Source organism: Parabacteroides sp. CH2-D42-20 (genome assembly GCF_003670185.1).
Classification (GTDB): domain Bacteria; phylum Bacteroidota; class Bacteroidia; order Bacteroidales; family Tannerellaceae; genus Parabacteroides; species Parabacteroides distasonis.
In genome coordinates this window covers 67,645-91,437 of record NZ_RAYG01000002.1, presented here as the reverse complement: position 1 = coordinate 91,437, position 23,793 = coordinate 67,645, and the positions used below count along the sequence as shown (strand labels likewise).

The 23,793-nt window shown below is 52.5% G+C and carries 19 protein-coding genes and 1 pseudogene; 7 read left to right on the top strand and 13 right to left on the bottom strand.

What is annotated here, in order from left to right; translation table 11 throughout:
* Positions 1-84: 84 nt before the first annotated feature.
* Positions 85-2,547, top strand: coding sequence for a primosomal protein N' (gene priA / locus D7V92_RS01990; RefSeq protein ID WP_121772161.1), 2,463 nt, complete (start codon positions 85-87; stop codon positions 2,545-2,547).
* A 27-nt stretch (positions 2,548-2,574) separates the two neighbouring features.
* Positions 2,575-3,078 (top strand): low molecular weight protein-tyrosine-phosphatase, encoded by a 504-nt coding sequence (locus D7V92_RS01985; RefSeq protein WP_057317391.1) that lies wholly within the window; start codon positions 2,575-2,577, stop codon positions 3,076-3,078.
* Between the two features lie 15 nt (positions 3,079-3,093).
* Here the strand turns inward: D7V92_RS01985 and D7V92_RS01980 are convergent, their stop codons facing one another.
* Entirely contained in the window at positions 3,094-3,435 is a 342-nt protein-coding gene (locus D7V92_RS01980) for a type II toxin-antitoxin system RelE/ParE family toxin (protein WP_008779978.1), read from the bottom strand.
* Complete coding sequence (locus D7V92_RS01975; protein WP_005854139.1) at positions 3,425-3,676, bottom strand: hypothetical protein; 252 nt, start codon at positions 3,674-3,676, stop codon at positions 3,425-3,427. Before D7V92_RS01975 ends, D7V92_RS01980 begins: the two co-directional genes overlap by 11 nt.
* A 108-nt stretch (positions 3,677-3,784) precedes the next feature.
* Between D7V92_RS01975 and D7V92_RS22355 the strand changes: the two are divergent.
* Positions 3,785-3,850 (top strand): annotated as a pseudogene (locus tag D7V92_RS22355) (low molecular weight phosphotyrosine protein phosphatase); the annotation flags it as partial.
* Between the two features lie 168 nt (positions 3,851-4,018).
* Here the strand turns inward: D7V92_RS22355 and D7V92_RS01965 are convergent.
* The 3 genes from D7V92_RS01965 to D7V92_RS01955 all read right to left on the bottom strand — a co-directional run bounded on the left by D7V92_RS01965 (position 4,019) and on the right by D7V92_RS01955 (position 9,796).
* Complete coding sequence (locus D7V92_RS01965) at positions 4,019-6,169, bottom strand: T9SS type A sorting domain-containing protein (RefSeq protein ID WP_121772160.1); 2,151 nt, start codon at positions 6,167-6,169, stop codon at positions 4,019-4,021.
* A 39-nt stretch (positions 6,170-6,208) separates the two neighbouring features.
* On the bottom strand, positions 6,209-8,899 hold the full coding sequence (locus tag D7V92_RS01960) for a hypothetical protein (protein WP_121772159.1): 2,691 nt from the start codon (positions 8,897-8,899) through the stop codon (positions 6,209-6,211).
* 135 nt (positions 8,900-9,034) lie between these two features.
* Positions 9,035-9,796, bottom strand: coding sequence for a DUF4469 domain-containing protein (locus tag D7V92_RS01955; RefSeq protein ID WP_008773685.1), 762 nt, complete (start codon positions 9,794-9,796; stop codon positions 9,035-9,037).
* Positions 9,797-9,935: 139 nt separating this feature from the next.
* On the opposite strand from D7V92_RS01955, the gene D7V92_RS01950 reads away from it, so the two are divergent.
* Both D7V92_RS01950 and D7V92_RS01945 read left to right on the top strand, forming a co-directional pair.
* The gene (locus D7V92_RS01950; protein ID WP_121772158.1) at positions 9,936-10,163 is read left to right on the top strand and encodes a hypothetical protein; all 228 of its coding nucleotides are present in this window, start codon (positions 9,936-9,938) and stop codon (positions 10,161-10,163) included.
* Positions 10,160-10,588 (top strand): putative toxin-antitoxin system toxin component, PIN family, encoded by a 429-nt coding sequence (locus D7V92_RS01945; protein ID WP_121772157.1) that lies wholly within the window; start codon positions 10,160-10,162, stop codon positions 10,586-10,588. The genes D7V92_RS01950 and D7V92_RS01945 overlap by 4 nt, the downstream gene beginning before the upstream one ends.
* 6 nt (positions 10,589-10,594) lie before the next feature.
* Here D7V92_RS01945 and D7V92_RS01940 read toward each other — a convergent pair whose 3' ends face one another.
* Together D7V92_RS01940 and D7V92_RS01935 are read right to left on the bottom strand one after the other, a co-directional pair.
* Entirely contained in the window at positions 10,595-11,776 is a 1,182-nt protein-coding gene (locus tag D7V92_RS01940; protein WP_121772156.1) for a helix-turn-helix domain-containing protein, read from the bottom strand.
* Positions 11,777-11,785: 9 nt separating this feature from the next.
* Positions 11,786-13,825, bottom strand: a complete 2,040-nt coding sequence (locus D7V92_RS01935) for an HD family phosphohydrolase (RefSeq protein ID WP_121772155.1) — start codon at positions 13,823-13,825, stop codon at positions 11,786-11,788.
* Between the two features lie 95 nt (positions 13,826-13,920).
* On the opposite strand from D7V92_RS01935, the gene gltX reads away from it, so the two are divergent.
* Together gltX and D7V92_RS01925 are read left to right on the top strand one after the other, a co-directional pair.
* Positions 13,921-15,438, top strand: coding sequence for a glutamate--tRNA ligase (gene gltX, locus D7V92_RS01930; RefSeq protein WP_005854152.1), 1,518 nt, complete (start codon positions 13,921-13,923; stop codon positions 15,436-15,438).
* Positions 15,439-15,440: 2 nt separating this feature from the next.
* Positions 15,441-16,676 (top strand): 3-deoxy-D-manno-octulosonic acid transferase, encoded by a 1,236-nt coding sequence (locus D7V92_RS01925; protein WP_008773682.1) that lies wholly within the window; start codon positions 15,441-15,443, stop codon positions 16,674-16,676.
* A 134-nt stretch (positions 16,677-16,810) separates the two neighbouring features.
* Here D7V92_RS01925 and D7V92_RS01920 read toward each other — a convergent pair whose 3' ends face one another.
* The 6 genes from D7V92_RS01920 to D7V92_RS01895 form a co-directional block, all read right to left on the bottom strand.
* Positions 16,811-18,214: a C1 family peptidase gene (locus D7V92_RS01920; protein ID WP_048927520.1), complete on the bottom strand. Its 1,404-nt coding sequence runs from the start codon at positions 18,212-18,214 to the stop codon at positions 16,811-16,813.
* A 27-nt stretch (positions 18,215-18,241) separates the two neighbouring features.
* Positions 18,242-19,360: a carbohydrate-binding family 9-like protein gene (locus tag D7V92_RS01915; RefSeq protein WP_008773681.1), complete on the bottom strand. Its 1,119-nt coding sequence runs from the start codon at positions 19,358-19,360 to the stop codon at positions 18,242-18,244.
* Positions 19,361-19,396: 36 nt separating this feature from the next.
* Positions 19,397-20,590, bottom strand: a complete 1,194-nt coding sequence (locus tag D7V92_RS01910) for a serine hydrolase (protein WP_121772154.1) — start codon at positions 20,588-20,590, stop codon at positions 19,397-19,399.
* A 157-nt stretch (positions 20,591-20,747) separates the two neighbouring features.
* Positions 20,748-21,263 carry a gamma carbonic anhydrase family protein gene (locus tag D7V92_RS01905; RefSeq protein ID WP_005854163.1) on the bottom strand — a complete coding sequence of 172 codons (516 nt, stop codon included), beginning with the start codon at positions 21,261-21,263 and terminating at the stop codon, positions 20,748-20,750.
* 10 nt (positions 21,264-21,273) lie between these two features.
* The gene (locus D7V92_RS01900) at positions 21,274-23,061 is read right to left on the bottom strand and encodes an aminopeptidase P family protein (protein WP_005867236.1); all 1,788 of its coding nucleotides are present in this window, start codon (positions 23,059-23,061) and stop codon (positions 21,274-21,276) included.
* A gap of 44 nt (positions 23,062-23,105) precedes the next feature.
* Positions 23,106-23,741 carry an HU family DNA-binding protein gene (locus D7V92_RS01895; protein WP_005867237.1) on the bottom strand — a complete coding sequence of 212 codons (636 nt, stop codon included), beginning with the start codon at positions 23,739-23,741 and terminating at the stop codon, positions 23,106-23,108.
* Positions 23,742-23,793 lie beyond the last annotated feature (52 nt).

Below are 23,793 nucleotides of genomic sequence, written 5' to 3'. Positions count from 1 at the left end.
GGTGAAAATAAAATGAGAGAGGCTGGGCTTTAGAAGTCCGGCCTTTTTTGTTATTTTTGGGCTCGTAATGAAACACCTGTTTGAATGAAATACGCGGACGTCATACTTCCCCTTCCTTTGGAGAATAGCTATACCTATCGGATACCCGAAGATCTGGAGAGAGCCGTGACTCCCGGTTGCCGGGTGATCGTGCATTTCGGGAAGAAACGATATTATACGGCTATCGTCATGGAGGTACACGACCGGGAACCGGTATCCGATTTTGAGACGAAGGAGATCTACGCTTTGCTGGATGCCACGCCGGTGCTCCGCCGTCCGCAACTCCGTTTCTGGAAATGGATATCTTCTTATTATATATGTAAGCTGGGCGATGTGTATAAGGCGGCCTTGCCTTCCGGCTTAAAGTTGGAAAGCGAGACGGCGGTTACTTATAATGAGGATTTCGAGGCCACCGCCCCCTTGCGCCCGAACGAGCAAGCGGTACTGGATGCCTTTAGCGGGGTTTTGAAATTGACGATCTCGGAGTTGGAGAAGAAGACCGGTCTCCGAAATGTTGTCCCGATCGTCTCTTCCTTGATGGTGAAAGGGGCGGTCGAGGTGAGCGAGGAGCTAAAGCGAGGATTCGTTCCCAAGACACAGGCGTTTATCCGTTTGGCCGAGGCTTACCGGGATGAGACGAAATTACAGGCGGTGTTCGAGGATTTGAAACGAGCGAAGAAGCAAGAGCTTTTGCTGGTCAGCTTCTTGGATTTAAGCCATACCTTGAATCCCGCTTTATCGAAGGAGCTTTCCAAGAAAGAGCTATTGGAACGCAGTGGTTATACCTCTGCGGTATTGGAGGGTCTGCTGAAACGGGGTATCTTGGAGAGTTACGAGAAAGAGGTGGGTCGTTTGCAAGTATCCGTCTGCCGCTTGCAAGAGCCGAATCCGCTCAGTCCGGCGCAAGAGAAAGCCTATGGAGAGATCCATGAGGCTTTCAAGACGAAGGAGGTCTGCTTGCTTCATGGCGTGACTTCCAGTGGTAAGACCGAGATATACGTCCGTTTGATCCATGAGGTCTTGCGGCTGGGGCGGCAGGTTTTATATATGTTGCCGGAGATCGCTATCACGACCCAGATCACGGAACGGCTGGCGAAATTATTCGGGGATAAGCTATTGGTCTACCACTCTAAGTTCTCGGATAACGAGCGGGTGGAAGTTTGGAATAAGCTATTGCATAACGACGAGCCTATGCTGGTATTGGGGGTTCGTTCTTCCCTCTTCCTTCCGTTTAAGGACTTGGGCTTAATTATCGTGGACGAGGAGCATGAGAATACGTATAAGCAGCAGGACCCGGCACCCCGTTACCATGCCCGTAACGCTGCCATCGTCTTGGCGGGTATGCACGGCGGTAAGACCTTATTGGGTTCCGCCACTCCCTCCATCGATTCTTATTTCAACGCTACGGCGGGGAAATACGGTCTGGTTGAGTTATCTACCCGCTACGGTGATTGCTTGATGCCGGAGATTATTACGGTGGACGTGAAGGAGCTAAAGCGCAAGAAGATCATGAAAGATACCCTTTTCTCCCCTCTGTTGGTGGAGAAGGTGCGGGAGGCCCTATCCCGGGGCGAGCAGGCGATCCTATTCCAGAACCGCCGGGGATTCGCCCCGATGATCGAGTGCCGAGGGTGCGGGTGGGTGCCTCGTTGCGTGAATTGCGACGTTAGCCTTACCTACCACAAGGCGCATAATCAGCTGGTTTGCCATTATTGCGGTTATACCTACCGCTTGCCGCAGGTATGTCCAGAGTGTAAGGGGACGGAGTTCAAGATGCAAGGCTTCGGTACGGAGAAGGTAGAGGAGGAGATCGCTGGGCAATTCCCAGCGGCAAAGGTGGAGCGGCTGGATTTCGATACGGCCCGTACCCGCACGGCTTACGAGCGGATCATCTCGGATTTCGAGAAGGGGAAGACACAAATCTTGATTGGTACCCAGATGTTGTCGAAGGGATTGGATTTCGGGAATGTCAGCGTGGTCGGAATTCTGAGTGCCGATAGCCTGATGAATTTCCCAGACTTCCGGGCGCACGAGCGGGCTTACCAGTTGATGGTACAGGTTAGCGGACGTGCCGGCAGGCGGGATAAGCGGGGTACGGTGATCTTGCAGACTACCCAGCCGGAGCATCCTTTGATCCGTATGGTGCAGCGTTTCGCTTACAAGGAAATGGTGAGCTTGCAACTGAGCGAGCGTAGTATGTTCCGTTACCCGCCTTACTACCGTTTGATCGTCTTGATCCTTCGGAGTCGGAATGAGGAGGCTTTGCAGGAAATGTCCGCTATATACGCCGAGAAACTTCGTGCTCGTTTAGGTGAGCGGGTGTTGGGGCCGGTTACGCCGCCTATCACCCGGGTACAGACGCTTCATATCAAGAAGATCGTCTTGAAGATCGAGATATCCGCCGGGATCGCTCCGCTTCGTGAGATATTGGAGGGTATTCATACTGAGATGCAAGGATATGTACCGTTTAAGCAGTTGCTTGTTCATTATGATGTGGACCCGGCTTGAGAATTGAAAATGGAGAATTGAAAATTAATGGAAAGGAGCTTAGTGATGAAGGAGGAGAAGGTACGGTTATTGTTTGTGTGCTTGGGGAATATATGTCGCTCTCCGTCGGCGGAGGCAGTAATGAAGAGGTTGGTGAAGGATGCGGGATTGGGAGATCGGATTGAGATCGATTCCGCCGGGATAGCCGGGTATCATGAGGGAGACCGGGCGGATTCACGGATGCGGGCGCATGCGGCCCGTAGGGGATATGTGTTGGATTCGATCTCCCGTCCGGTACGTCAGTGGGACTTCCATGACTTCGATTTGATTATCGGCATGGACGACCAAAATATAACGGACTTGAAACGGATGGCTCCCGATCTGGAATCCGTCGCTAAGATACATCAGATGACAGAGTTCTCCCGGAATAAGTTGTACGATCACGTCCCGGATCCTTATTATAGCGGTGCCGAAGGTTTCGAGTTGGTCTTGGATCTATTGGAAGATGCTTGCGCCGGGTTGTTGGAATATTGTAAGGATCGTATCCTGTGAGTTTACTCTGATAGGCTACCTTAATCCGTTTTTATGAAGCAGTCTCTCTATTTCGTGTGTGCTGATGGAGGGACGATCCGCTTTATCATAGATATAAAGGAGATTAATTTCGCTTTCTTCCATCGATACAATAACAGTAAAAGTGATGACCCTTGCGCCACCACTTTTACCCTTTCCTTTGGAGGTGATCTGCATACGAATTTTGCGGAGACCACTTCCAAGGTCGATACCGAGTCGGGGATTTTGTGCCAGTTCATCAAGGAGTGCGGCATAGTCATTTGCGATGGATGCGTAGTGTTTACCAAGCCGCTTGATTTCTTTATCGAAAGATTTGGTTGTTTTTATTCTATAATTCATGACGTAACTCCTCTAATAACTCATTCGCTGGCCGTGTTCTGCCGGCTATCATGTCTTTCAGTCCGGCATCTATTCCCTCCAGTACCTCTTCCTTACTAATATATTCAGTCTCTTCAGTCTGTGCTTCCTTTTGCTGCGCAAGACGGCGGATGGCTTCTACGGCTTTGCGCATCAAGGTCTCATCTTCGGCGATGATACTGAGTTGGCGGAATAATTCTGCGTTGAGTTCTAATGCTGTCATATCTTTATCCTTCTTTTGTCTCTGGTTTTCAATGGCAAATATACGAAATAGAATCAGTTAGACAATGCTTCGGTAGTTTATTCTTGTGACTGTCTTTATTCTATTCCCGTCCCGGATCCTTATTATAGCGGCGCCGAAGGCTTCGAGCTGGTCTTGGACTTATTGGAACGCTAAAAACGACCTCTTTTATCCTATCCTGATTACGATGCCTATCGTAAGGTTGCTAGAATGCCCATTGTAAGATGCTTATAACTGCGATTATAAGAACCTAACAATGGGCATTCTAACAACCTCTTTTTGTGAGAGCGGCGATGACAGCCGCTCTCACTCGTGAAACCTTGCCTATCGGATTATCACTTTCTTCGTTATCTCATTGGATAGGCGGACGATATAGATACCGCTAGCCAAGCCATCTACACGACTGTCTCCGGCGGGAAGCCGTACCGTGCGGACTACGTTTCCGGTGAGGGCGATCACCTGCGCTGTCACGGAGACTGGCGTACGGATCAGCAAGGCTCCGCTCTCGGCACGGATCAAGGTAGCGTTTTCCACTTGCTCGATACCGGTTGTGGTATTTCTCACGATACCGGTGATCGCTACGGTCAGGTTGGCGGAAATATCGGCGATCGTGTACTTGCCGCTTGCGTCGGGGGTGAGGGCGTTTCCGTTCACGGTCACTACGGGGACGGACTGGTCATAGTCTGCGTCCAAGGTGAGGGTGAAGGAGAAGCCGTCGCCTTCGGTTACCATATGCGCTCCGGCTGCAGGGGTGGTGGAGGCTCCTACCAAGGCAGGGAGGGTTACGGTATAGGTAGCGGGCTGTGGCGTAGGAGGCGTTATGGGAGTTACGGGAGTTACGGGAGCCGGGGGCGTGGCGAGCGTCGTGGTCGTGGGCGTGCCGTTTACGTTTACGGTTACCTCTGCGGTAACTAGGCAACGATACTGGCCTACGGTTCTCGTCCTGTAGGTATTCGAGGCGTTGCGCAGCTGCGAGTCATCCGGGGCGGTAGACCATGTGCCGGCCTGTGCGTTGAAAATCTGCCATAGATACGTCAAATCCATGGCGGTGCCTTCGGGGGCGGTTATGCCGGCCTTAAGCTCCGCGTAGCTGTCAGTGGATGGTATCGGGGTACTTGCCGCCGGGTCTATCCGTTCGAGGGTGATGTTGCCGGGGAGTGTCACGGTGGGCACTCGTGCGGTAAGATCCGTGAAATGGCCCTTGTTGGTGACCGCGGTGTTGACAAGGTCGCCGACATTCTCGCCGGGGGTGAGCGTCAATTCGTTGCCGGACTCGATCGTGACTGCGCCCAAGCTGTTCGTGCCGCTCAAGGTGAGGTTGGTCTTCCCAGTCCCGGTCCCGTTGATGAGGGTGGTCGCGGAGGTTATCCCGTTGAGCTTTATTGTCATATCGGTATCGGCGGGAGGGGTGAGGGTGAGTTTGTTTATGGTCTTGCCCTCCTCACCGTTGATCTCTCCGTTGAAGTAGTTGTCGGTACCACCGTCTTGCTGGAACTTGTTCTCGGCCGTTATCGTGATCTCGCCGTTGTCTTCCGGTGTGATAGGGGGAGCTTCGAGGTAGACCTGCGTGGTGCCGTTCATCACGTACCCATTGCCTTTCACGCCATCAGGCAGCGGTGTGGCTGTCCATTCGAAGGGGTTCTTCTTGCCGGGCGTGAGGTCGAGGGTAGCGCCGTCTTTCAGTTTCCACGAGATCGGGCTATCTATCACGTCGCCTCTGTCGGTGGTGAAGGTGAGCTTGGGCCATGTGGCGGCAAGATCGGCCAGTATCTCATCGGCGGTCATGGTGGTGGTGGTGATCCGGGTCTCGGTCGGCTGTCCTACCGCCTCTGCCAGCTCGCTCTCTTTCCATTGGGCGGTGAGGGAGAGATCGCCGGTGGAGCCTTTCGCCACGGTCGCTACCGTATTCCCGTCGGCGTCTTTCCAGCCCTCGAAGGAGAGGTAGGTATTGGCGTGTGTGGGCTTAGGGAGGGTGAGATCGTCCGATACTATGGTATATTGGGTGGGGCTGCCCTGCGGGAGGGTGCCGCCGGCCGGATCGTAGGCGATCGTGTAGCGGATAAGCTCGGCCTCGGCGGTAACCGTCACCGGCTGGGCGGGCATCGTGAAGCTACGCTGTGCGGTGTAGCCCTTGTCGTTCGGTGCCAGGGTCTCCGCTGTCGTAGCGTTGCCGTTGTAGGTGATGGAGCCTTCCGTCAGTCGGTAGCCTTCCTGCGGGGCGAAGAAGAGGTCTACCTTGGTCCCGTTGTAGACGGTCTGGCCGGAGGATACGGCGGTGTACGTGCCGGCAGCGTTCATGATCATTACGTCCAGCGTCGCTCCCTCGGCGGGTTGCTGGATGGTGAGGAGGTATGGGAAGACTGGGTCGGAAGGTTGCGCCTTCGTGCTCGTCTCCGGGGCTTGCGCCATCGCCGGCTGCGCCAGCAGGACGAGCGTAGCGGCTAGCAAGGATAGGATATATCTGAATGTTCTCATATTTGTATCTGTTTTAGTGTATATAATATAATGTATGCTCTACAGGACGACCTTGATCGTTGTACCGCCTTGGCGGACGAGATAGATGCCGGAAGGAAGGGCGATCGTCGTCTCGCCGCGCAAGAGCGGCAGATAGCACTTCAAGGTCCCGCTGACGTGGTATACGGCCACCTTCTCGGCATGGTCGGTGCTAAGGTGCAAACGTCCGTCGGCGGTCCAAGCGCGGAAGCTGTTGTCCGCCGGGATCTCGGCCAGCTCCGTACCCGTGACGATACCGTCCAAGCGGAGGCTCTTCAGCAGGGCTTGGGTGGCGGCATTGGCCACGACATAGCTCTCAAAGGGTCGCAGGGTAACCCGGTCCTTCAGCTCGAAGCGGCTGCCGTCGTCGCTGAGGACGTATATGTTTCGCATCTCCACATTGTACGAGGCCCGATTGCCCTTGAAGAGGAACACGCCCGTGTTGAGCGGCTCGGCGGGGCTGGTGGGCTCGACGGGGGAGTCGGGGCTGTCCTTGAAGAGGTAGGTATTGCCGTAATTGAGGCGCAGCGTGTCTGTCTCCGGGCCTTCGCCGGCGATCAGCACGGGGTCACCCGCGGCGAACTGCATATACAGGTTGTCGGGATCCGCCGGCTGCCAAGTCTGGTCGGTGGCGTCGGGATATCCGGTACGTACGTAGCAAGGGGTTCCCGCATCGCCGGCTAATTTGTCGGCATTATCGGCCGCTAGCGTGGTAGCCCGCCATTGGTTGCGGTTGGGGAAGAGGTGGGTGAAGCGGGCCGCTACGAGTCCTAGCACGCCGTCATCGGCGAACCGGATCTGCCCGCCGTCCTGCAGCTCGAGATCATTCACCAGTGGAAATACTCCATTTTCTCCTATCTTCCCTACCGTAAGGACACCCTTCTCGGTGACGCGCAGCCATTGGCCCGGCATGCTCGCGTCGAAGGCCGTCTCCTTGTCGATCACGATCCATGCGGGCGTGATTTCGCGCAATCCCGTGTAGCTTGTCAGCCCGTCGGGATGGGCGGCGGGGAAGGTGCTGAGGTAGGTTTGCTCCGGGTCGTCGGAGCGGTAGCCTTCCTGTTTCAAGCCCGGCGACTGACTTTTTAGGCAGAAGGAGAGCGGGTAGTTCGTGGCTATGCTCTTCATGCCTGTAAGAGCGAAGGTCGGACCATACGGATACTCCGCCGGTTCCGCCGATTCGAGGTAGATGTTGTAAGACGGAGATTCCGGCCATGTGAATTGGACAAGGCCCTTCACGGTTCCGCCGCCTTCGGGGTGGATGGCCTGCTCGGCGGCTGTCAGCGCCAAGGTGTTATCTGGGTCGGCGGGCGGCGAGATGAGGCAGGTGGCTCCCGTCTCTACCCGGAGCGCGTGGGTTCCGGACAGGAGGGCGTTGTAGGTGTTGTTTTGGAGCGTCACCGTCCCGCTCGCTACCGTGAGGGCCGTGCCCGTCGGGAGCTGGAAATTTACCTTGTCCAGCGTAAGCGTAGCCTCGCCCTCGGCATGGATGGTGGCGGGGATGTTGATGTAGGATGAGCTGCCGTTTGTCGTCACCGTCCCGTCGAACATCTTCTCGTCGCAGTACCATCCGTCCGCGGGGTCGAAGAAGAGGTCGATGCCGGTGCGGGTGCTGCCGTAGCCGTAGTCCTTGGAAAGGTCGAGCGGCTGCGGGGTGGGGCGGGTGGCGGTGGCGCCTTGGTATCGGCAGTATGCCCCGTCTGTCCGGAAGAAGGGGTAGTCTCCGTCTTTATAGGAAGACCCGCTGTAACGCCTGCCGGCATATAGCCGCTCGCCGTCGAGGGAGGCGGTATACCGCGTATCGGCTGCGGCGAGGAAGGCGTAACTCACGCAGGTCCCGTCGGTCGCGAAGGTGGCCGCCGGCTGGGTATCGCCTGCCGGGGTGACGGACAGCGTCCGGCCATCGGTCGGGGCGGTATCGAAATCCAGTTCGATAAAGCCGCGTGCATCGGTGCAGAGCCCGTTCGCTTGCAGGTGGATCCGTGCGTTATCCCCGAACGTGATCGCGTCCGGCGAGGTATTGCTGTTTGTAAAGGCTGAGGCACCCTGTGTTTTATTGATGACATGTATCTCTCCGTCCAGATGCATCCGGCTGGCCCCGTAGTTTCGGATGCTGCCGATGCTGAGCGGCGCTTGGGCATAGACCGTGAGCGTACCCGTGCCCGTGGGAGATCCGTTTAGGATACCTTGGCTTATCTCCTGCGCGTCGGCTACGGTCAGGGTGAGCGTGCCTAAGTTATAGATGAGGTCGCTCATGATCTCGATCCGGTTCTCCCCCTCGATCCGGAGGGTCTGTTCCGCGTCGGCCTTGATATAGAAGAGCTGGTTGGAATTTGAGGTTATGACGGCGTCTTTCAGCGTCAGCGCCGGTGGGTTGCCGCTGTCGGGATCGGTGGAGGGGTGTATGACGAACTGCCGGCCTGCCTCGGGCATCGTGCCGGTGATGGTACCGTTGAAGGGGGTGCCGGTGGTCGGGGCCTGCGTGTAGGATGCCCCTACTTTGTACACCCACGTGCCGTTTAGGTACGCGAGGTTGATGTAGTAGTCATTGTTCATTAGGGTGCCCGGCAGGGTGGCCATGTCGAGCGCCCCGGGAGGTTCCGCTTGCGCGCGGGCCGCTGTCGGGAGGGTGGGGATCAGTGTCGCGACACTGATCAGCAAGGCGAATATTCGCCTTGCCGATAGGTGGATGTCATGTAATGATGTTCTCATGTTCTATGTGTATAATAGGGTTTATAAATCGGTTGTTTTTTCCGGCAGGTCCGGTAGCCCCTGTCCGGCAGGCTTGGCAGCCATTGTCCTCGATGCTTGGCAGCCGTTGTCCGGACATGCCGGACAACGTTGTCCTCAGATCTCGTCCGGACTCTCGCTATCGCCCCCACCGCCTTCTCCTACGATAAGGATGATGGGGAAGGTGTAGGTGCGGGGCTCTTTTACGTTACGGCTTCCGCTGTATTGCGTGGTGAGGCTCACGGTGTACTGCCCGTCGGCCAGCGTCGGCATCTGCACGATCACCTGCGAGGGCGAGTTGGCGATCACCACGGGTGCCTTCATCGGTGCGGCCCCTTCGGTGGTGGGGGTGAGGTAGACACCGATGGAGGGATCGTCGCCCTGTATCTTCAGGTTCACGCCGCCCAGCACGAGGGCTCCGCCGGAGCTGAGCTGCCCGTTGATGGCCTTGGAGGTGGAGTCGGTCACGGTATTGATCACCGGACCTACGGCCGCCACGCCGTTCACCACCACCTTCACCAGCTTGAGGGTCTCGCGCAAGAGCTTGCCCATGGTGTAGGTGATGCCGAGGGCGTGCTTCCCGGGTTCGAACTGCGCCTTCTCGCCCTCGAAGGCCCCCTGCACGTTGACGAGGTATTGGCCCACGCCGTCCACCACGCTCTTGCCCTCGGCGATGGCCTGCACCTTATGGCTGTCGGCCATGTCGAGGATGTTGAGGATCGTGCCGTGTTGGTACTCGGTACGTGCGGCCACGATGCGTGCGGCGATGTCCGTGTTATACAATGTCCCGGTGATGCGCGGCTTGGCGGTGTAGTCGCCCTTGCGCTCGGTGAGCAGGTTATCGTACAAGTCTGTGTTGAGAATGATTTGTTCTGCCATGGTATTCCTTTATTAAGTGATTACTGCCGGCAAAGAACGGGCTTCGGGGTAAGAATGAGAGGACAAATCCGGGAAAAAAGAGGACAGATTTGGGAAAAATGATACCTTTGTGGGGTATCAACAACAAAAAAGGATGAAAATGGAAAGAACGGTATTTAGCGCGGCTCAATTGGAGATATTGGACTTGATGTCGTATGTGGAGAGCGATGATACCTTGAACGAGATCAAGGATATGCTCTCGGCGTATTTCGCCCGGAAGGCAGAGATAGCGATCGATAAGCTGTGGGATAGCGGCAAGCTAAACGACCAAGTGATAGATCAATGGAAGAATGAGCATATGCGTATCCCTTATAACGGACAGCGATGAGGCGGGTAGTGTTGGATACGAATTGCCTCTTGATCTCCTTGTCTAGGCGGGGGGCCTATTATACGGTGTGGAAAGAGTTCTTCTCGGAGAAGTACATCTTGTGCTATACCAATGAGATCCTATCAGAATACGAGGAGATCCTATCGCAAAAGATGGGTGGGGATATCGCCGGCAATGTTATCAAGGCGATAATCTCCCGGAAAAATACGGTAAGGCTTGACGTGCACTTTCGTTTTAACTTGATACAGGCGGATCCGGATGATAATAAGTTCGTGGATTGCGCCATCGCTGCGAACGCTTCCTTTATAGTCAGTCAAGATCATCATTTTGATGTGCTTCATGCGATTGATTTCCCGAAAGTGGAACTTATCGGTATCGATGAGTTCGTGTCGTTATTGACAGTCGACGGCGAGGGTGGTAAGTGAAAATGCTCATTGTTGCGCCTGCCGCCGGTATTGGGCGGGGGTGACTCCCAGTATTTTCTGGAAGATACGCGAGAAGGTGCGGGAGCTGGTGAAGCCCGCGCCGACAGCGATCTCTTCCATGCTCCGGCTGTCGCCCGGCATCAACAGCTCGGTACGGGCGTGGTTGACCCGGTAGCGGTCGATGTATTCCTTGAGCGTGATGTTCAGCTTGTCCTTGATGGAGGTGGAGAGATACTTCTCGTTAGTACCGAGGGCACGTACTAGGTCTTGCCGGCTGAAATTCGGGTTGAGGAAGGGTGAGGAACTGGCCATATAGTTTTGCGCTTGCTGGAACAACTCGTCCTCCTCGATTTCCAGCAACCCGCCGATCAGATCCTCTAGGTCCATCCGGTTGGGATCGGTATCGGCGTTGGCTTGCGGGGCGAGGTTGAGCCGCAGGTATAGTTGGTCGTACGTGTAATGGTAGTTGGCGTAGTGGATCGATACCGAGGCGTAGAAGAGGGCGAACACGAAGTTGACCGCCGTGTTATAGTAATTATTCGGGAAGAAACAGAGGCTCACGGCGGCGATGCCGATACCCAGCGCCCATAGGAAGGCACGGGTTACCCAGCGCAATTCCAGTCGCTCGGGTGATTGGGGTATCTGTTTCAGGTTACCTAGATAGATCGCCCGCTCCCGGAAGAAAAAATGCGTATAGCCCCCTAGCTGGACAAGGTATACGAGGCACGTGAGCGTACGTATCAGCAGGGGCGGGTTCCCAATATTATCCCACCATACGTCGAAACGATACGTATGGACATCCTCCCGGAAGAGACAAGCGATCGTGTAGGCTACGGTAAGCGCGATCGTAGGCATGGCGTGGAGGAGGATATTCCTCCGGGTCACGTTCTTTCCCCTGAATAAGAGGGTGAGCAGGAACGTGAACAGCAACGCTTGCGAGGCACTGATCAGCAGGATGGGGAAGTAGAACAACTCCATGATGGTTCGCTCGTCCGTGCCGGAGGACAAGATGAAGATATGCCCTATGCCTACCAATGCCGAGGCCAAGGCGAGATACTTGCAGGCCGTCCGGTACTTGGGGATCGTGCTTTCCCGCAAGGTCTTCAGCGACAACAGCAGTCCGCTGACCAGAAGGCAGGTAAAGGCTACGATCCCTGTCGAGGCTAAGTAGAGTAGGTGGTCGTTCATGCTGGTTCGCTATTGTTTTTTCAAGTCCGGATAGCTGATCCGGGTATGGAACATCGTTTTCAGTTTGTCTACGAATACGCTCTTTATGGTCTCCACATCCTTGAAGGTTAAGGGAGCGCTCTTTAGCAAGCCGTCGGCGATCTGCCCGTCGATGATCTTGTTCACCAAGGCGTTGATACTCTCTTCGGTATGTTCCTTCAAGCTGCGGGAGGCGGCTTCCACGGAATCGGCCATCATCAGTACGGCGGTCTCCTTCGAGAAAGGGTCCGGACCGGGGTAGGTGAATAGCTCGTCGTTAATTGGCTTGTCCGGGTATTGATTCTTGAAAGAGTTGTAGAAATACTTCGCTTTGCCACGTCCGTGGTGGGTACGGATGAAACTGATAACCGCCTTGGGTAGCATGGCCTTCTCGGCGATCTTCACGCCCTCGGTGACGTGGCTGATGATGATCTGCGCGCTCTGGTCGAATGCCAGCTGGTTATGCGGGTTCACGCTTGTCTGGTTCTCGGTGAAGAAGACAGGGTTGCTCATCTTTCCGATGTCATGGTAAAGGGCGCCGGTACGGACCAATTGCGAGTTCGCACCGATCTTGGCGGCCGCCTCGGAGGCTAGGATGGATACCTGTAAGGAGTGCTGGAACGTACCCGGGCAAGTCTCGCTAAGCTTCTTCAAGATCGGGTTGTTGATGTTGGACAGTTCCACCAGCGTGATGCTGGACACGTATCCGAACGTCTTCTCCAACATATATACCAATACGTAGGTGAACATCAGCAGGATGAAGTTGATACCGAAATAAAGCATCATCATCCAGTTGATCTTGTTTAAGTTCGCCTCTTGATACAACGTGAGACTGAGGTAGCAGGCGGCGTAGGAGAGGAAGATGAAGACGGCGCAACGGATCAGTTGCGAACGTTCGCTCAACTCCTTCAAGCTGAACGTCACTACCATACCCGCCACGATTTGCAACAACAGGAACTCATGCGGGAAAGGTACCATCAACGAGCAGATCAGCACGATAATAAGGTGCGTGAAAAGCGCCGTCCGGGAATCGAAGAAGGTACGTACTACGATCGGTACGATGGCGAACGGCAATATATATACGTTGAATAATGCGTAGGTAACACATAGTTCCGTAAGGATGCAACTCACGAATATGCAGAGGATCAAGAATAGTACGTTCTTCCGGTTATGGAATATCTTCAAGCGGAAAGACCATAGGTAGAGCCAGAAACAGAACATCAGTCCGAAGACGAGCACGAATTGCCCGGCCAGTATGATGCCTTGTGTCTGCGTGCCCCCCGTCTTGGCCTCGTGTATGGCCTTTAGGGAACGGAGCACGTTGTAGGTATGGTTGTCGATGATCTCGCCCCGGTCTACGATACGCTCTCCGGCTTGTACCATACCGTTAGCGATAGATACGCTCTGTAGCATATCCTCCTTGATCTTGTCGGACATGTCGGCGGCATAGGATATGTTCTCGGTGAGGTAGTTATTGATGTCACACGATTGCAGGATCGATTTGTCCAGCCGCGGCGGGCAGTTGTTGATAATGAACTCGTAGGCGGTGCGCACGGTGAAGAAGTCGCTCACGTAGCGAGGCTGTGCGACGGCGTTCTCCAAGAGGTTGACACGGGAGTATTCCTCTTTCCGTAGCTCGTCCAGATCCTGCGACGAGATGATACCGTTCTTGTATAAGTTGATCAGGCTGCTCTCTATATACTGCATGTAAGCGGGGGATACTTTGCTTCGCAGGTTATTGCCGTTATTGTAGTTGGCACGCAGTTTCTCGACCTCTTGCTTCTGGATGTCGGGGTTCATGCGGTAATAAGGCTCGAACTTACGGAGTACGCTGTCTTTCTCCGCTTTTACCTCGTCGTCGGTCTTGTAGATCGGGAAATCGCTCGGGGCGGTGAGTAATCCATATCTCCAAGGCTTGCCCTCATAGAACTGATAACGGAATTTTCCCTCCCGGGGGAAGAAGTAGGCGATAAGTAACGCGGTCACCACGAAGTAGACCACGGTCGGTATATTGTAATTCTTCTGTTTCATATAGATTCCTTTTTGCGTCCGAAATATACGTAAAAAACTTCACTAAGCGGAAAAAAAGGCGTACTTTTGCCGCATTATTATAGAATGTAAGTATTATGACTCAAAGAAAAGTAAGAGTACGCTTCGCACCTAGTCCTACGGGGGCGCTGCATATCGGAGGTGTCCGCACGGCTTTATACAACTATTTATTCGCTAAACAGAATGGCGGTGATATGATTCTCCGTATCGAGGATACGGATTCCCAACGCTTCGTTCCCGGGGCGGAAGACTATATCATCGAGGCCTTGACTTGGCTGGGTATCAAGTTCGACGAGGGCGTGAGCTTCGGCGGCAACTACGGTCCGTATCGCCAGAGCGAGCGTCGTGAGATCTACAAGAAGTATGTCGATCAATTGCTGAACGATGGCCATGCTTATATAGCGTTCGATACGCCTGCCGAGTTGGAGGAGAAACGGAAGGAGATCGCCAATTTCCAATACGACGCCTCTACCCGTTCGCAAATGCGCAACTCGTTGACGCTTTCTCCGGAAGAGGTTCAGAGCCTGATCGAGTCAGGTCATCAGTACGTAGTTCGTGCCAAGATCGAGCCGAATGAGGATATCCACGTGAACGACTTGATCCGTGGCGAGGTCGTTATCAACTCCTCTATCTTGGATGATAAGGTATTATATAAATCGGCCGACCAATTGCCTACTTACCACTTGGCGAATATCGTTGACGACCATTTGATGGAGGTTACCCATGTGATCCGTGGTGAGGAGTGGTTGCCGAGCGCGCCGCTTCACGTATTATTATATCGTTTCTTCGGTTGGGAAGATACGATGCCTAGTTTCGCCCATCTGTCGTTGCTGTTGAAACCGGAAGGTAACGGTAAGTTGAGCAAGCGTGACGGCGATCGTCTGGGCTTCCCTGTATTCCCCTTGGAATGGCACGATCCGAAGACGGGTGATGTTTCATCGGGCTATCGTGAGAGTGGCTACTTCCCCGAGGCTGTCGTAAACTTCCTCGCTTTGCTGGGCTGGAACCCGGGTAATGACCAAGAGGTGATGAGCATGGATGATTTGATCCGTTTGTTCGACCTGTCTCGTTGCAGCAAGAGCGGCGCTAAGTTTGATTATGAGAAAGGCAGATGGTTTAACCACCACTATTTGCTGGAGAAGAGTAATACGGAGATCGCTGACCTATTCTTGCCGATCGTGGAAAGCCACGGTATCCAGACTACCCATGCTTATGTAGAGAAAGTAGTCGGCATGATGAAAGGCCGTGTCAATTTCGTGAGTGAGTTATGGGATCTTTGCTCTTTCTTCTTTATCGCCCCGACGGAGTACGATGAGAAGACTCGCAAGAAACGCTGGAAGGAAGATTCGGCTGTTCAATTGGGGGAGTTTATCGAGCAACTGCGTGCCCGTGAGCCGTTCGACGTAGAAGGTACCGAGAACGAGTGCAAGGCTTGGATCGAGAGCAAGGGATATCATTTGGGGAATATCATGAACGCCGCCCGTCTGGCCTTGGTTGGCGAGGGCAAGGGCCCCGGCATCTTTGATATTACCGAGGCTTTAGGTAAAGAGGAGTCTATCCGCCGTATCCAACGGGCTATCGAGATATTAAAATAATCATGTACAGTTTAGCAATACATCTCTACGCTTTTGTAGTCGCTTTGATCTCGCCTTTCCATAAAAAGGCGAGACTGATGCGATTCGGGCAATGGAAAACAAATTCCATACTTCGTGAGAAGATCGACCGGAACGCTAAATACATCTGGTTCCATGCCTCCTCGCTGGGCGAGTTCGAGCAAGGGCGTCCTATGATCGAGAAGATCAAGGCGGAACATCCGGAGTATAAGGTGTTGCTGACTTTCTTTTCTCCCTCTGGCTATGAGGTACGGAAGAATTACAAGGGAGCGGACGTGATCTGCTATCTTCCTTTCGATACGCCTTTCCGGGTGAAGAAGTTCCTGAATTTGGCGAACCCGGCGATCGCCATATTTATCAAGTACGAGTTTTGGGGGAACTATTTGCGTGAGTTGCGGAAGCGGGGAATACCGGTTTATATCATTTCCGCTATATTCCGCCCCGACCAGCTATTTTTCCAATGGTTCGGAAAGCCGTACCGGAAGATGCTATCTTATTTTAATCATCTTTTTGTTCAGGACGAGCGTTCGATGAAACTCTTGAACGAGTTCGGTATCACGAATGTGACGGTGACCGGCGATACCCGTTTTGATCGGGTGTTGGATGTCCGTAAGCAAGCTCGTGAGCTTCCGTTTATCGAACGTTTCTTGGAAAGCAAGGAGGGTAAGAGGCCGATCGTGATGGTGGCCGGCAGTTCATGGCCTCAAGACGAGGCGATCTTTATCCCTTATTTCCATGAGCATCCGGAGATGAAGTTGATTATCGCCCCGCATGAGATTCACCGGGAACATCTCCTTTCTATCGAGGCGATGCTAAAACGTCCGTCCGTCCGTCTATCGGAGGCGCATGAGGATGATCTGGCCGATAAGGATTGCTTGATCATCGACAGTTTCGGACTCTTATCTTCCATTTATCGCTATGGACAGATCGCTTATATCGGTGGTGGTTTCGGAGCGGGTATCCACAACACGTTGGAAGCCGCCGTTTATGGGATGCCGGTCTTATTCGGCCCGAGATACCATAAGTTTAAGGAGGCGAAGGATCTGATCGCCGTAGGTGGTGGTTTCTCCATCACAGACGATTCCTCTTTCCGAACGAAGATGGACGAGTTATTGACCGACCCGACAGCCTTGGAAACCTCCGGGCAAGCTGCCGGTGATTTTGTGAAAAACAGTGTAGGAGCGACGGATCAAATCTTGCGACAAATCCATATCCGTTAATAGATAAAGCCGGGTTTGCTATTCGAGTGATTGTATGCCCAGACTCTTTTGATATAGCAATGGAATACGGATGAGATAGATGTACGGATTGGTAATTGAACGATTCGCGTTGTCTATCTCATCCGTATTTTATTTTAATCCTCTTCAGCGAACATCGGGTCCCAAGCGGGAAGACGAGTCGGTGTTTGTTTCAAGATCTCTTTTACTTGATCCGTGATGTACTTTTTGTTGACTACCAGACGGAACATATACTCATTAAACCATTGGTCTGTCATGATGAGGTGGCCGGCGTTCGCTCCGGGACCCCAACTATTCTCAACCATCCATTTCTTCGGCTTTCCATTCGCGTCGAGATCAACAGCCATCAAGGTCATGGCGTGTGAGGAACCGCTGGCGAATGTCTGGATACGTTGTTTCTTATCCATGCCGAAAGTCGTACCCATCAATGAACCGTAATCGTAGAAGTTTACATCCAGAATACCTCTGTCACGATCGAAGAACTTGCCCACGTCGCAAGAGAAATACATCATGGTACTGTCCTTGATGGAAGCGATAGCCATTTGTTTGATATCCTCGATCGGAAGGTTTACGTAAGTCCAGTTCTTCCCATCGTAAGCGTGGCGGTCGTAATCGATCTCATACAACTTATAATAATCGCGGCTCGGATCGTTCATCAACATGACATAGTTGTTTTTCAAATCGTCCCCGATATATTCTTGGAAGAAGGACTGAGGCGTATATTCCTTCGTCTCTACCGGATTCCCTTTAGCGTCTTTGCGAGTCCACGTGAATTTCGTAGGCGGCTCTCCCAAGTTCAATACGAGCATACGGTAAATCGTACCTAGCATCTCGGTCTTCTTTTTCTCCAGATCCGCTACGGTCGTGCCTTTGGTCGTAGACAGGTCGCGAAGTTGCAAGCCGTATTCTTTCAGCTTTAATCCGATCAGGTTGCTCATGCGTCCGGTACTGTTGCTGCTGTTGGTCTCTACCATGACCTCGGCGGGAACCACACCATACTTGGTCAAGATATCGGAGACACCCGTGAACTGCCCTCCGTCTCCGATCGGGTTCTTGAATAACCATTCCACCATCTTGTCGTCCATTGGTTTCAGACGAGTATCGATGATGCCCTGTAAGAAAAGGTTCGCTTTCTCCAATTGATCCCAGAAGAAAGAATAATTCTGGGAGAATTGGAATTCACCCATGTCGTATTTATGGATCGCCTGTGCACGGAATACGTTCAATCCCGTGAAAAGCCAGCAACGGCCCGAGGAACGTTGGTTGGAGATCCCTTTGCTCTCTACCTTATTGGAGAAGTAAGTATCCAAATTGTTCTTGCTCTCCCCATTAACGGCAAGTTTGTTGATGTCGTTATTGGTGATCGCATTACGGATCGCCTTATCGGCCGGCGTTCCCTGATAAGACTGTTTGATTTGCTGCAACATCGTGGGTGAGATGCCTCCACCGCTTTGTTGTCCGTGAGCCGATAGCGTGATGCCTAAAGCCAAGGCCGCTATCCATAAATTGTTTTGTTTCATGATATGTAAGTTGATTAATAAATTATGTTATTTCTTTTTAGGCCATACCAGACCGTCTTGCCGGATATTCCATACCGTACCGTCCGATGTGGGTAGCGATATCTCGTACATAGAAGGTGTCGTATGTATTTCCAGTTGATTGGCGATCTCTTGCGGGCATAGCTCGTTTGCCTTCAAGTCGTTGATGTTATCGGCATAATGCCCGAAGGTTGCGGCGAACTCATTCTGACGGTAATATAAATTACGCAAGATCCATTTCGTCTCCTCCGAAGGATGTTTTACGAAAGGAGTCTCACCTTCTCCCGCAATCTTATCCGATATTTGTACATAACCCCAGTATTCGGGCATATGGATATTGATTACCCCGGTAGGCGCCCATACCCAGTTGTACTCGCGAATCTTATCCTCTCCTTGGATAGGGACTTTCACGTATTTACCGTCTTTCACGTCCGTTGTCCATTCCACACGGGAGAAGTTCACACGGATCTGCTCGCCGATTTCCGGCTTTTCTTTTCCTCTGTCCATTTGGAATACGGAAGTCCAAGGAATGAATACCTCTACGCTCCATGATTTATCCGTGTCTTTCGGGTTATTCAGCGTACCGTCCACATAAACAGCGGATTTCATTCCGGCGAACTCCCAGTTATTCAATACTTGCGGATTATCCCGGTAGGGGCGGGTTAAGAACAAGTCCCATTCCGTACCCAAGGCGTTCACCTCGTACTCCAGATAATTATGGGTGTCGTTCGTAGGATTCAGGAAGATCTCGAAGTCGTTGTCATGGAAGATCACGGCGTCGTGTTCCGTGATGGTCGCCCATACGTGCGGCTCCTCCATAAGGACGGCGAAGTACATTCCGTTATCATCGTAAGTCATCTTGGCCCGGGTCTGGAAGTGAGGGGCTGGGCGTTTGTCGCCTTCGATATCCACAAAGTCGCTGGTCCAAGGTATCGCGTCCCATTCCCCGGGAGAAAGCTTTCCGTCGATCTTGATAGGAGCGGGGGCCTTGTAGCAAACATACGTCGGCGGATTGAACGGTGGTTGCGGCATATACGTGATGTCCGGCTTTTGCGTACTGGGTTTCTGTGCGCAAGAAAGCAATAGGAGTGCCGCCAATGGCGCTGTCGTTAAAATCGTTTTTCTCATGTGCGTTTATTTTTAGATCGTTTGATAAATAGATTCTTATTGAAGTAAGTCCATCGCCGCGTCCAACCATGTATTTATATCGTCCGGATAATATTGGTCGGCGGTATAAGTATCGCTGCGTTTGTGCCCGAGTCTTACGATCACGGCGTTCTTTTCCGGGAGCGTGAAGACGTATTGCCCCAAGATTCCTCTCATATAAGGGATCTTCATCCCTTTGTAATCGAGAATCCAGTATTGGAATCCGTAACAATGGTTGGGTTTGCCGAGATCCTTATAGACAAGACGGGTATCGGGGCTTGTCGCTTCCGCCAGATAAGCGGGAGAGATCAATTGCCGGTCATCCCATTGGCCGTTGTTGAGTAATAATTGTCCGAAGCGGGCGAAATCACGGGCGTTACTGTTGAAACAGCAATAGGCTTTTTCCATGCCGTCCTTCCGGTCGAGGCTCCAAAGGGCGCTTTCCTCGGCGTGCATCGGAGTCCATAGTTTGCGGGATACATAATCGCTGAGTTTCTCGCCGGTAGCCTTCTCCACGATAAAGCCCAGCAGTTGTGTCACGCCGCTTTGGTAGATAAAGTTTACGCCGGGCTCGTCGATCTCTTTCATCCCGAAGGCAATTTCCTGTAGGTCATCGCCATAATACAACTGGGTGGTAGGAGAGAAAGGAGAGCTGTAAGCCTCGTCGAAATCCACGCCGGCGCTCATGGTCAGCAAATGGCGAAGCGTTAGGGCCTTTCCGTCGTATCCCTTGAATTCCGGGAAAAAGTCGCTTACCGGTTGATCGACATTGCGGATAAATCCATCGTCGATAGCACAGCCGATCGCTAACGAGACGATGCTTTTCGCCATCGAGAAGGAATTGCTATGCGATTCCGGGGAATAATCTTCCCAATATTGCTCGAATAGCAGTCGATTGTCTTGGATGATTACATAGGCAACCGTACCCAGTTCCTCAAACCGGGGAAGATAACGCTCTGGAATACTTTTCGTATTGTAAGCTTCCGATAGTTCCCAAGGGCGGGGCGAACCTGCTTTTACGACCCGGTTCTCGAAAATCGGATATTGATCGATCTTGGGTAATAAATGAGTAAGCGCTCTGCGCAAATAATAATTGGAGGGTAACGTTAGATACCCTCCGATTCCTACTATAAAAATAAACACTATCCATCTCACGCTTCGAGACAAATAGTGTTTATTGTTTTGAATTCCTTTATTTGAATTATTTTTCATGTAACCACTTTTTGCCTGAAGGGGTATACGTGTAAATTAAGCCTATTAGGCAAATAATCCCGACAACTCCAAGAAAGATTACTAACTCCATATTATTGTCCCTTTTTTCATAGATACAAATATATGGTTTATAATTCAAATAATCAAATACATGCTATTATTCTTTATACCAAGAAGAATACATATGATAGTTCTTGGCTATCTTTTGGTTGATCTCCTTCGCTTGCTCGGGATCTACCTTCTTGACGAACTTAGCGGGAACTCCGGCGTAGATGCTGCCCGGCTCGACGATCGTCTTGCTTAATACTACGGAACCTGCGGCGATGATCGCTCCCTCGCCTACTACGGCGTGATCCAATACCACGGAGCCCATTCCGATCAAGGCGCCATTGCAAATCTTCGCCCCGTGGATCGTTACGTTATGGCCGATGGATACATCATCGCCGATCTCGATCGTCGATTTCTCATATAAGGTGTGAAGGACGGAACCATCCTGTACGTTTACGCCGTTGCCGATGCGAATCGAGTTCACGTCGCCGCGAAGCACGGTGCCAAACCAGATACTGCAACCTTCACCGATCTCTACGTCACCTATAATCGTGGCGTTGTCTGCTAAAAAAGTGTCTTTACCGATCTTCGGGGTAAAGCCACGAACGGATTTAATTAATGCCATTTTTAGTTGTTTAAATTTCTGTTGTTTTCTCTTTCAGCCAAGCTTTCTCCTCCTCGTTCAAGAACGGGCTGATCTTGTCGTAGACCATTTGGTGGTACTTGTTCAGCCAAGCGTGCTCACGGACAGAGAGCATGGGGATGATAATCAAGCTCGTGTCGATGAAACAAAGCGTCAGCGTATCGAATCCTAGGAATTTCCCGAATTCCGTTTCGCTGTCCTCACGTACCAAGATCATGTTCTCCGTACGGATACCGTATTCGCCGGTACGATACATGGCCGGCTCGTCGCTGATTACCATTCCGGGCTTCAAGGTCACCGGGTTCTCCTCCATGCGGATGCTTTGGGGGCCTTCGTGTACGTTTAGGCAATGGCCGATACCGTGACCGGTTCCGTGCAAGTAATTGATTCCGGAATCCCATAGCGCTTTACGGGCAAGGATATCGATCTGGGAACCTCGTGTTCCGGCGGGAAACTTGCTTTTCGCCAAGCTGATCGTACCTTTCAACACACGGGTGAAATCCTTTTTCATCTGCTCCGTCGGCTCTCCAAGGGCGATCGTGCGGGTGATATCCGTCGTACCGTCCAGATATTGCGCGCCGGAATCGATCAAAAGTAATCCTTCCGGTTTCAAGGTCGCGTCCGTCTCCGGCGTAGCGGAGTAATGAACGATCGCTCCATGCTCGGCGTAGCCGCAGATCGTGCCGAAGCTATCCATGATGTATTGCGGTTGTTCCGCACGTAAGGCTGTCAGCTTCTCGGCGGCGCTGATCTCTGTAACTTGGGCTCCTTCCGCCATTTGTTTCTCCAGCCAGATATAGAATTTTGTCAAGGCGACACCATCTTTTACCACGGCGTTTTGGAATCCCTTGATCTCGGTCTCGTTCTTGATGCTCTTCAAGTGGTTGGCGGGGGAGATCCCTTCCACGATCGTACAGCTTCCCGGGATCGCGTCGTATAAGGAGACGTTCGTCTTGTTCATATCCACGAATACCCGGCTGTTTTCCGGTAGGCGGGATAGATACCTCTGGATCATGGAGTATTCGGCCAGCGTAACCCCTTCTTTCTTCAAATGCTCGGTGATCTCGGCGGTCAGCTTCTCCGGCTTGATGAATAGCACGCTCTCATCCTCCGATACGAAGGCGTAGCTGACTACGACCGGGTTATAGGTCACGTCCGTACCCCGGATATTGAATGTCCACGCGATCTCGTCCAAGGCGGCGAGGATCAAGCAATCGGCGCCCTCGCTCCGCAGCTGGTTATTGATTAGGTCTAGTTTCTCGTGCACGGAGGCTCCGCTTAATGCCTCCGGCATCTCGAATATCGGGTTTCCGGGAACGGCGGGACGGTCCTTCCAGATACCCTCGATCAGGTCGGCCGAGGTATCCAGCTTGATTTCTTTACGGCTTAGTTTATTTGCCAAGGCACTCGCTTCGGCGGCGCTATAGGTTTGCCCGTCCAGCCCAACGGCCTGTCCGGCGTGTAACTCATGCAAGAGGAATTCCGTGATAGACGGTGTCTCCGGAAGCGCCAACTTATAGAGTTCGATACCGGAACCTTCCAGTTGGCTGGCCGCTTGCAGGAAATACCGGGAATCAGTCCATAAGCCCGCCTTGTCCGCGGTGACCACGATCGTTCCCGCCGAGCCGGTGAAGCCGGATATCCATTCTCTCGATTTCCAGCGATCGGCCGGATACTCGCTTAGATGCGGGTCGGAACTGGGTATGATGTAAGCGTCAACCTTCTGTTGCCTCATAGCCTCCCGTAGGGCGGCGATACGTTCAGGAATGTTTGTTTTCATCGCATTTTATTTTAGTCAACATTAATACTCGCAAAGTTAATGAATTATTTTGGATTTGTCTCGCCGGAAACCGGCTCTTCTACCTTATAATATAGATGGGAAGTACCCAGCTTTTCCCACCGCAGTTTCCCTTCCTCTACCAGCCGCCGCAAGTCGAGGGAAGCCTTACTTCTGGAGCATCCGCAGAGCGACATATACTTCTTCTGGTGGATAAAAGGGTTCGTCTCCAGATAACGGAATACCTCTTGCTCGCATTCCTTGGCGGAGGGATATGCGGGATCGCTAACCGTGTACTCGTCACGAAACACCGGCATGGTCTTCAGCCGGTCTCTTAGTTCCTTGGACGATCTGAACTTCACGTCCTTGAAATGGATGGATTCCGCCCGGATCTCATTCTTTTCCATCACGGGCCGGCTTTTCAGTGAGACGCTGAAAGTACCGATCCCCTCTAGCTCCACGTTATAACCGAACATGAGGAAGTCCACCATCATGTCTTGGAAAAGCTGCAAGATCCCTTTCATATCCGCGGGAGAGAAAGAAGACCGGGACTTCGCTCTGCTGATGAACTCATCCGTATGTATCGTCCCGCAAGAGACCAAACGAGGATGTAGGGGTAATGACTTCCCGGATTCCTCTGGATTCGGGTTGGGATTTCTGACTAACTTGTAATTTGCTGACATCTGTGCTGTGTTTAAATGGTTATAGATCTTTTGTCCGATTTTTCTAGATCGC

Bases quoted from the DNA above. Each gene is read 5' to 3' on its own strand.
- D7V92_RS01980 (WP_008779978.1), bottom strand. From the start codon at position 3,435: ATGAATTATAGAATAAAAACAACCAAATCTTTCGATAAAGAAATCAAG.
- D7V92_RS01985 (WP_057317391.1), top strand. From the start codon at position 2,575: ATGGAAAGGAGCTTAGTGATGAAGGAGGAGAAGGTACGGTTATTGTTT.
- D7V92_RS01895 (WP_005867237.1), bottom strand. From the start codon at position 23,741: ATGTCAGCAAATTACAAGTTAGTCAGAAATCCCAACCCGAATCCAGAG.
- D7V92_RS01915 (WP_008773681.1), bottom strand. From the start codon at position 19,360: ATGAGAAAAACGATTTTAACGACAGCGCCATTGGCGGCACTCCTATTG.
- D7V92_RS01950 (WP_121772158.1), top strand. From the start codon at position 9,936: ATGGAAAGAACGGTATTTAGCGCGGCTCAATTGGAGATATTGGACTTG.
- D7V92_RS01905 (WP_005854163.1), bottom strand. From the start codon at position 21,263: ATGGCATTAATTAAATCCGTTCGTGGCTTTACCCCGAAGATCGGTAAA.
- D7V92_RS01900 (WP_005867236.1), bottom strand. From the start codon at position 23,061: ATGAAAACAAACATTCCTGAACGTATCGCCGCCCTACGGGAGGCTATG.
- D7V92_RS01925 (WP_008773682.1), top strand. From the start codon at position 15,441: ATGTACAGTTTAGCAATACATCTCTACGCTTTTGTAGTCGCTTTGATC.
- D7V92_RS01965 (WP_121772160.1), bottom strand. From the start codon at position 6,169: ATGAGAACATTCAGATATATCCTATCCTTGCTAGCCGCTACGCTCGTC.
- D7V92_RS01955 (WP_008773685.1), bottom strand. From the start codon at position 9,796: ATGGCAGAACAAATCATTCTCAACACAGACTTGTACGATAACCTGCTC.
- D7V92_RS01935 (WP_121772155.1), bottom strand. From the start codon at position 13,825: ATGAAACAGAAGAATTACAATATACCGACCGTGGTCTACTTCGTGGTG.
- priA (WP_121772161.1), top strand. From the start codon at position 85: ATGAAATACGCGGACGTCATACTTCCCCTTCCTTTGGAGAATAGCTAT.
- D7V92_RS01975 (WP_005854139.1), bottom strand. From the start codon at position 3,676: ATGACAGCATTAGAACTCAACGCAGAATTATTCCGCCAACTCAGTATC.
- D7V92_RS01945 (WP_121772157.1), top strand. From the start codon at position 10,160: ATGAGGCGGGTAGTGTTGGATACGAATTGCCTCTTGATCTCCTTGTCT.
- D7V92_RS01920 (WP_048927520.1), bottom strand. From the start codon at position 18,214: ATGAAACAAAACAATTTATGGATAGCGGCCTTGGCTTTAGGCATCACG.
- D7V92_RS01940 (WP_121772156.1), bottom strand. From the start codon at position 11,776: ATGAACGACCACCTACTCTACTTAGCCTCGACAGGGATCGTAGCCTTT.
- gltX (WP_005854152.1), top strand. From the start codon at position 13,921: ATGACTCAAAGAAAAGTAAGAGTACGCTTCGCACCTAGTCCTACGGGG.
- D7V92_RS01910 (WP_121772154.1), bottom strand. From the start codon at position 20,590: ATGAAAAATAATTCAAATAAAGGAATTCAAAACAATAAACACTATTTG.
- D7V92_RS01960 (WP_121772159.1), bottom strand. From the start codon at position 8,899: ATGAGAACATCATTACATGACATCCACCTATCGGCAAGGCGAATATTC.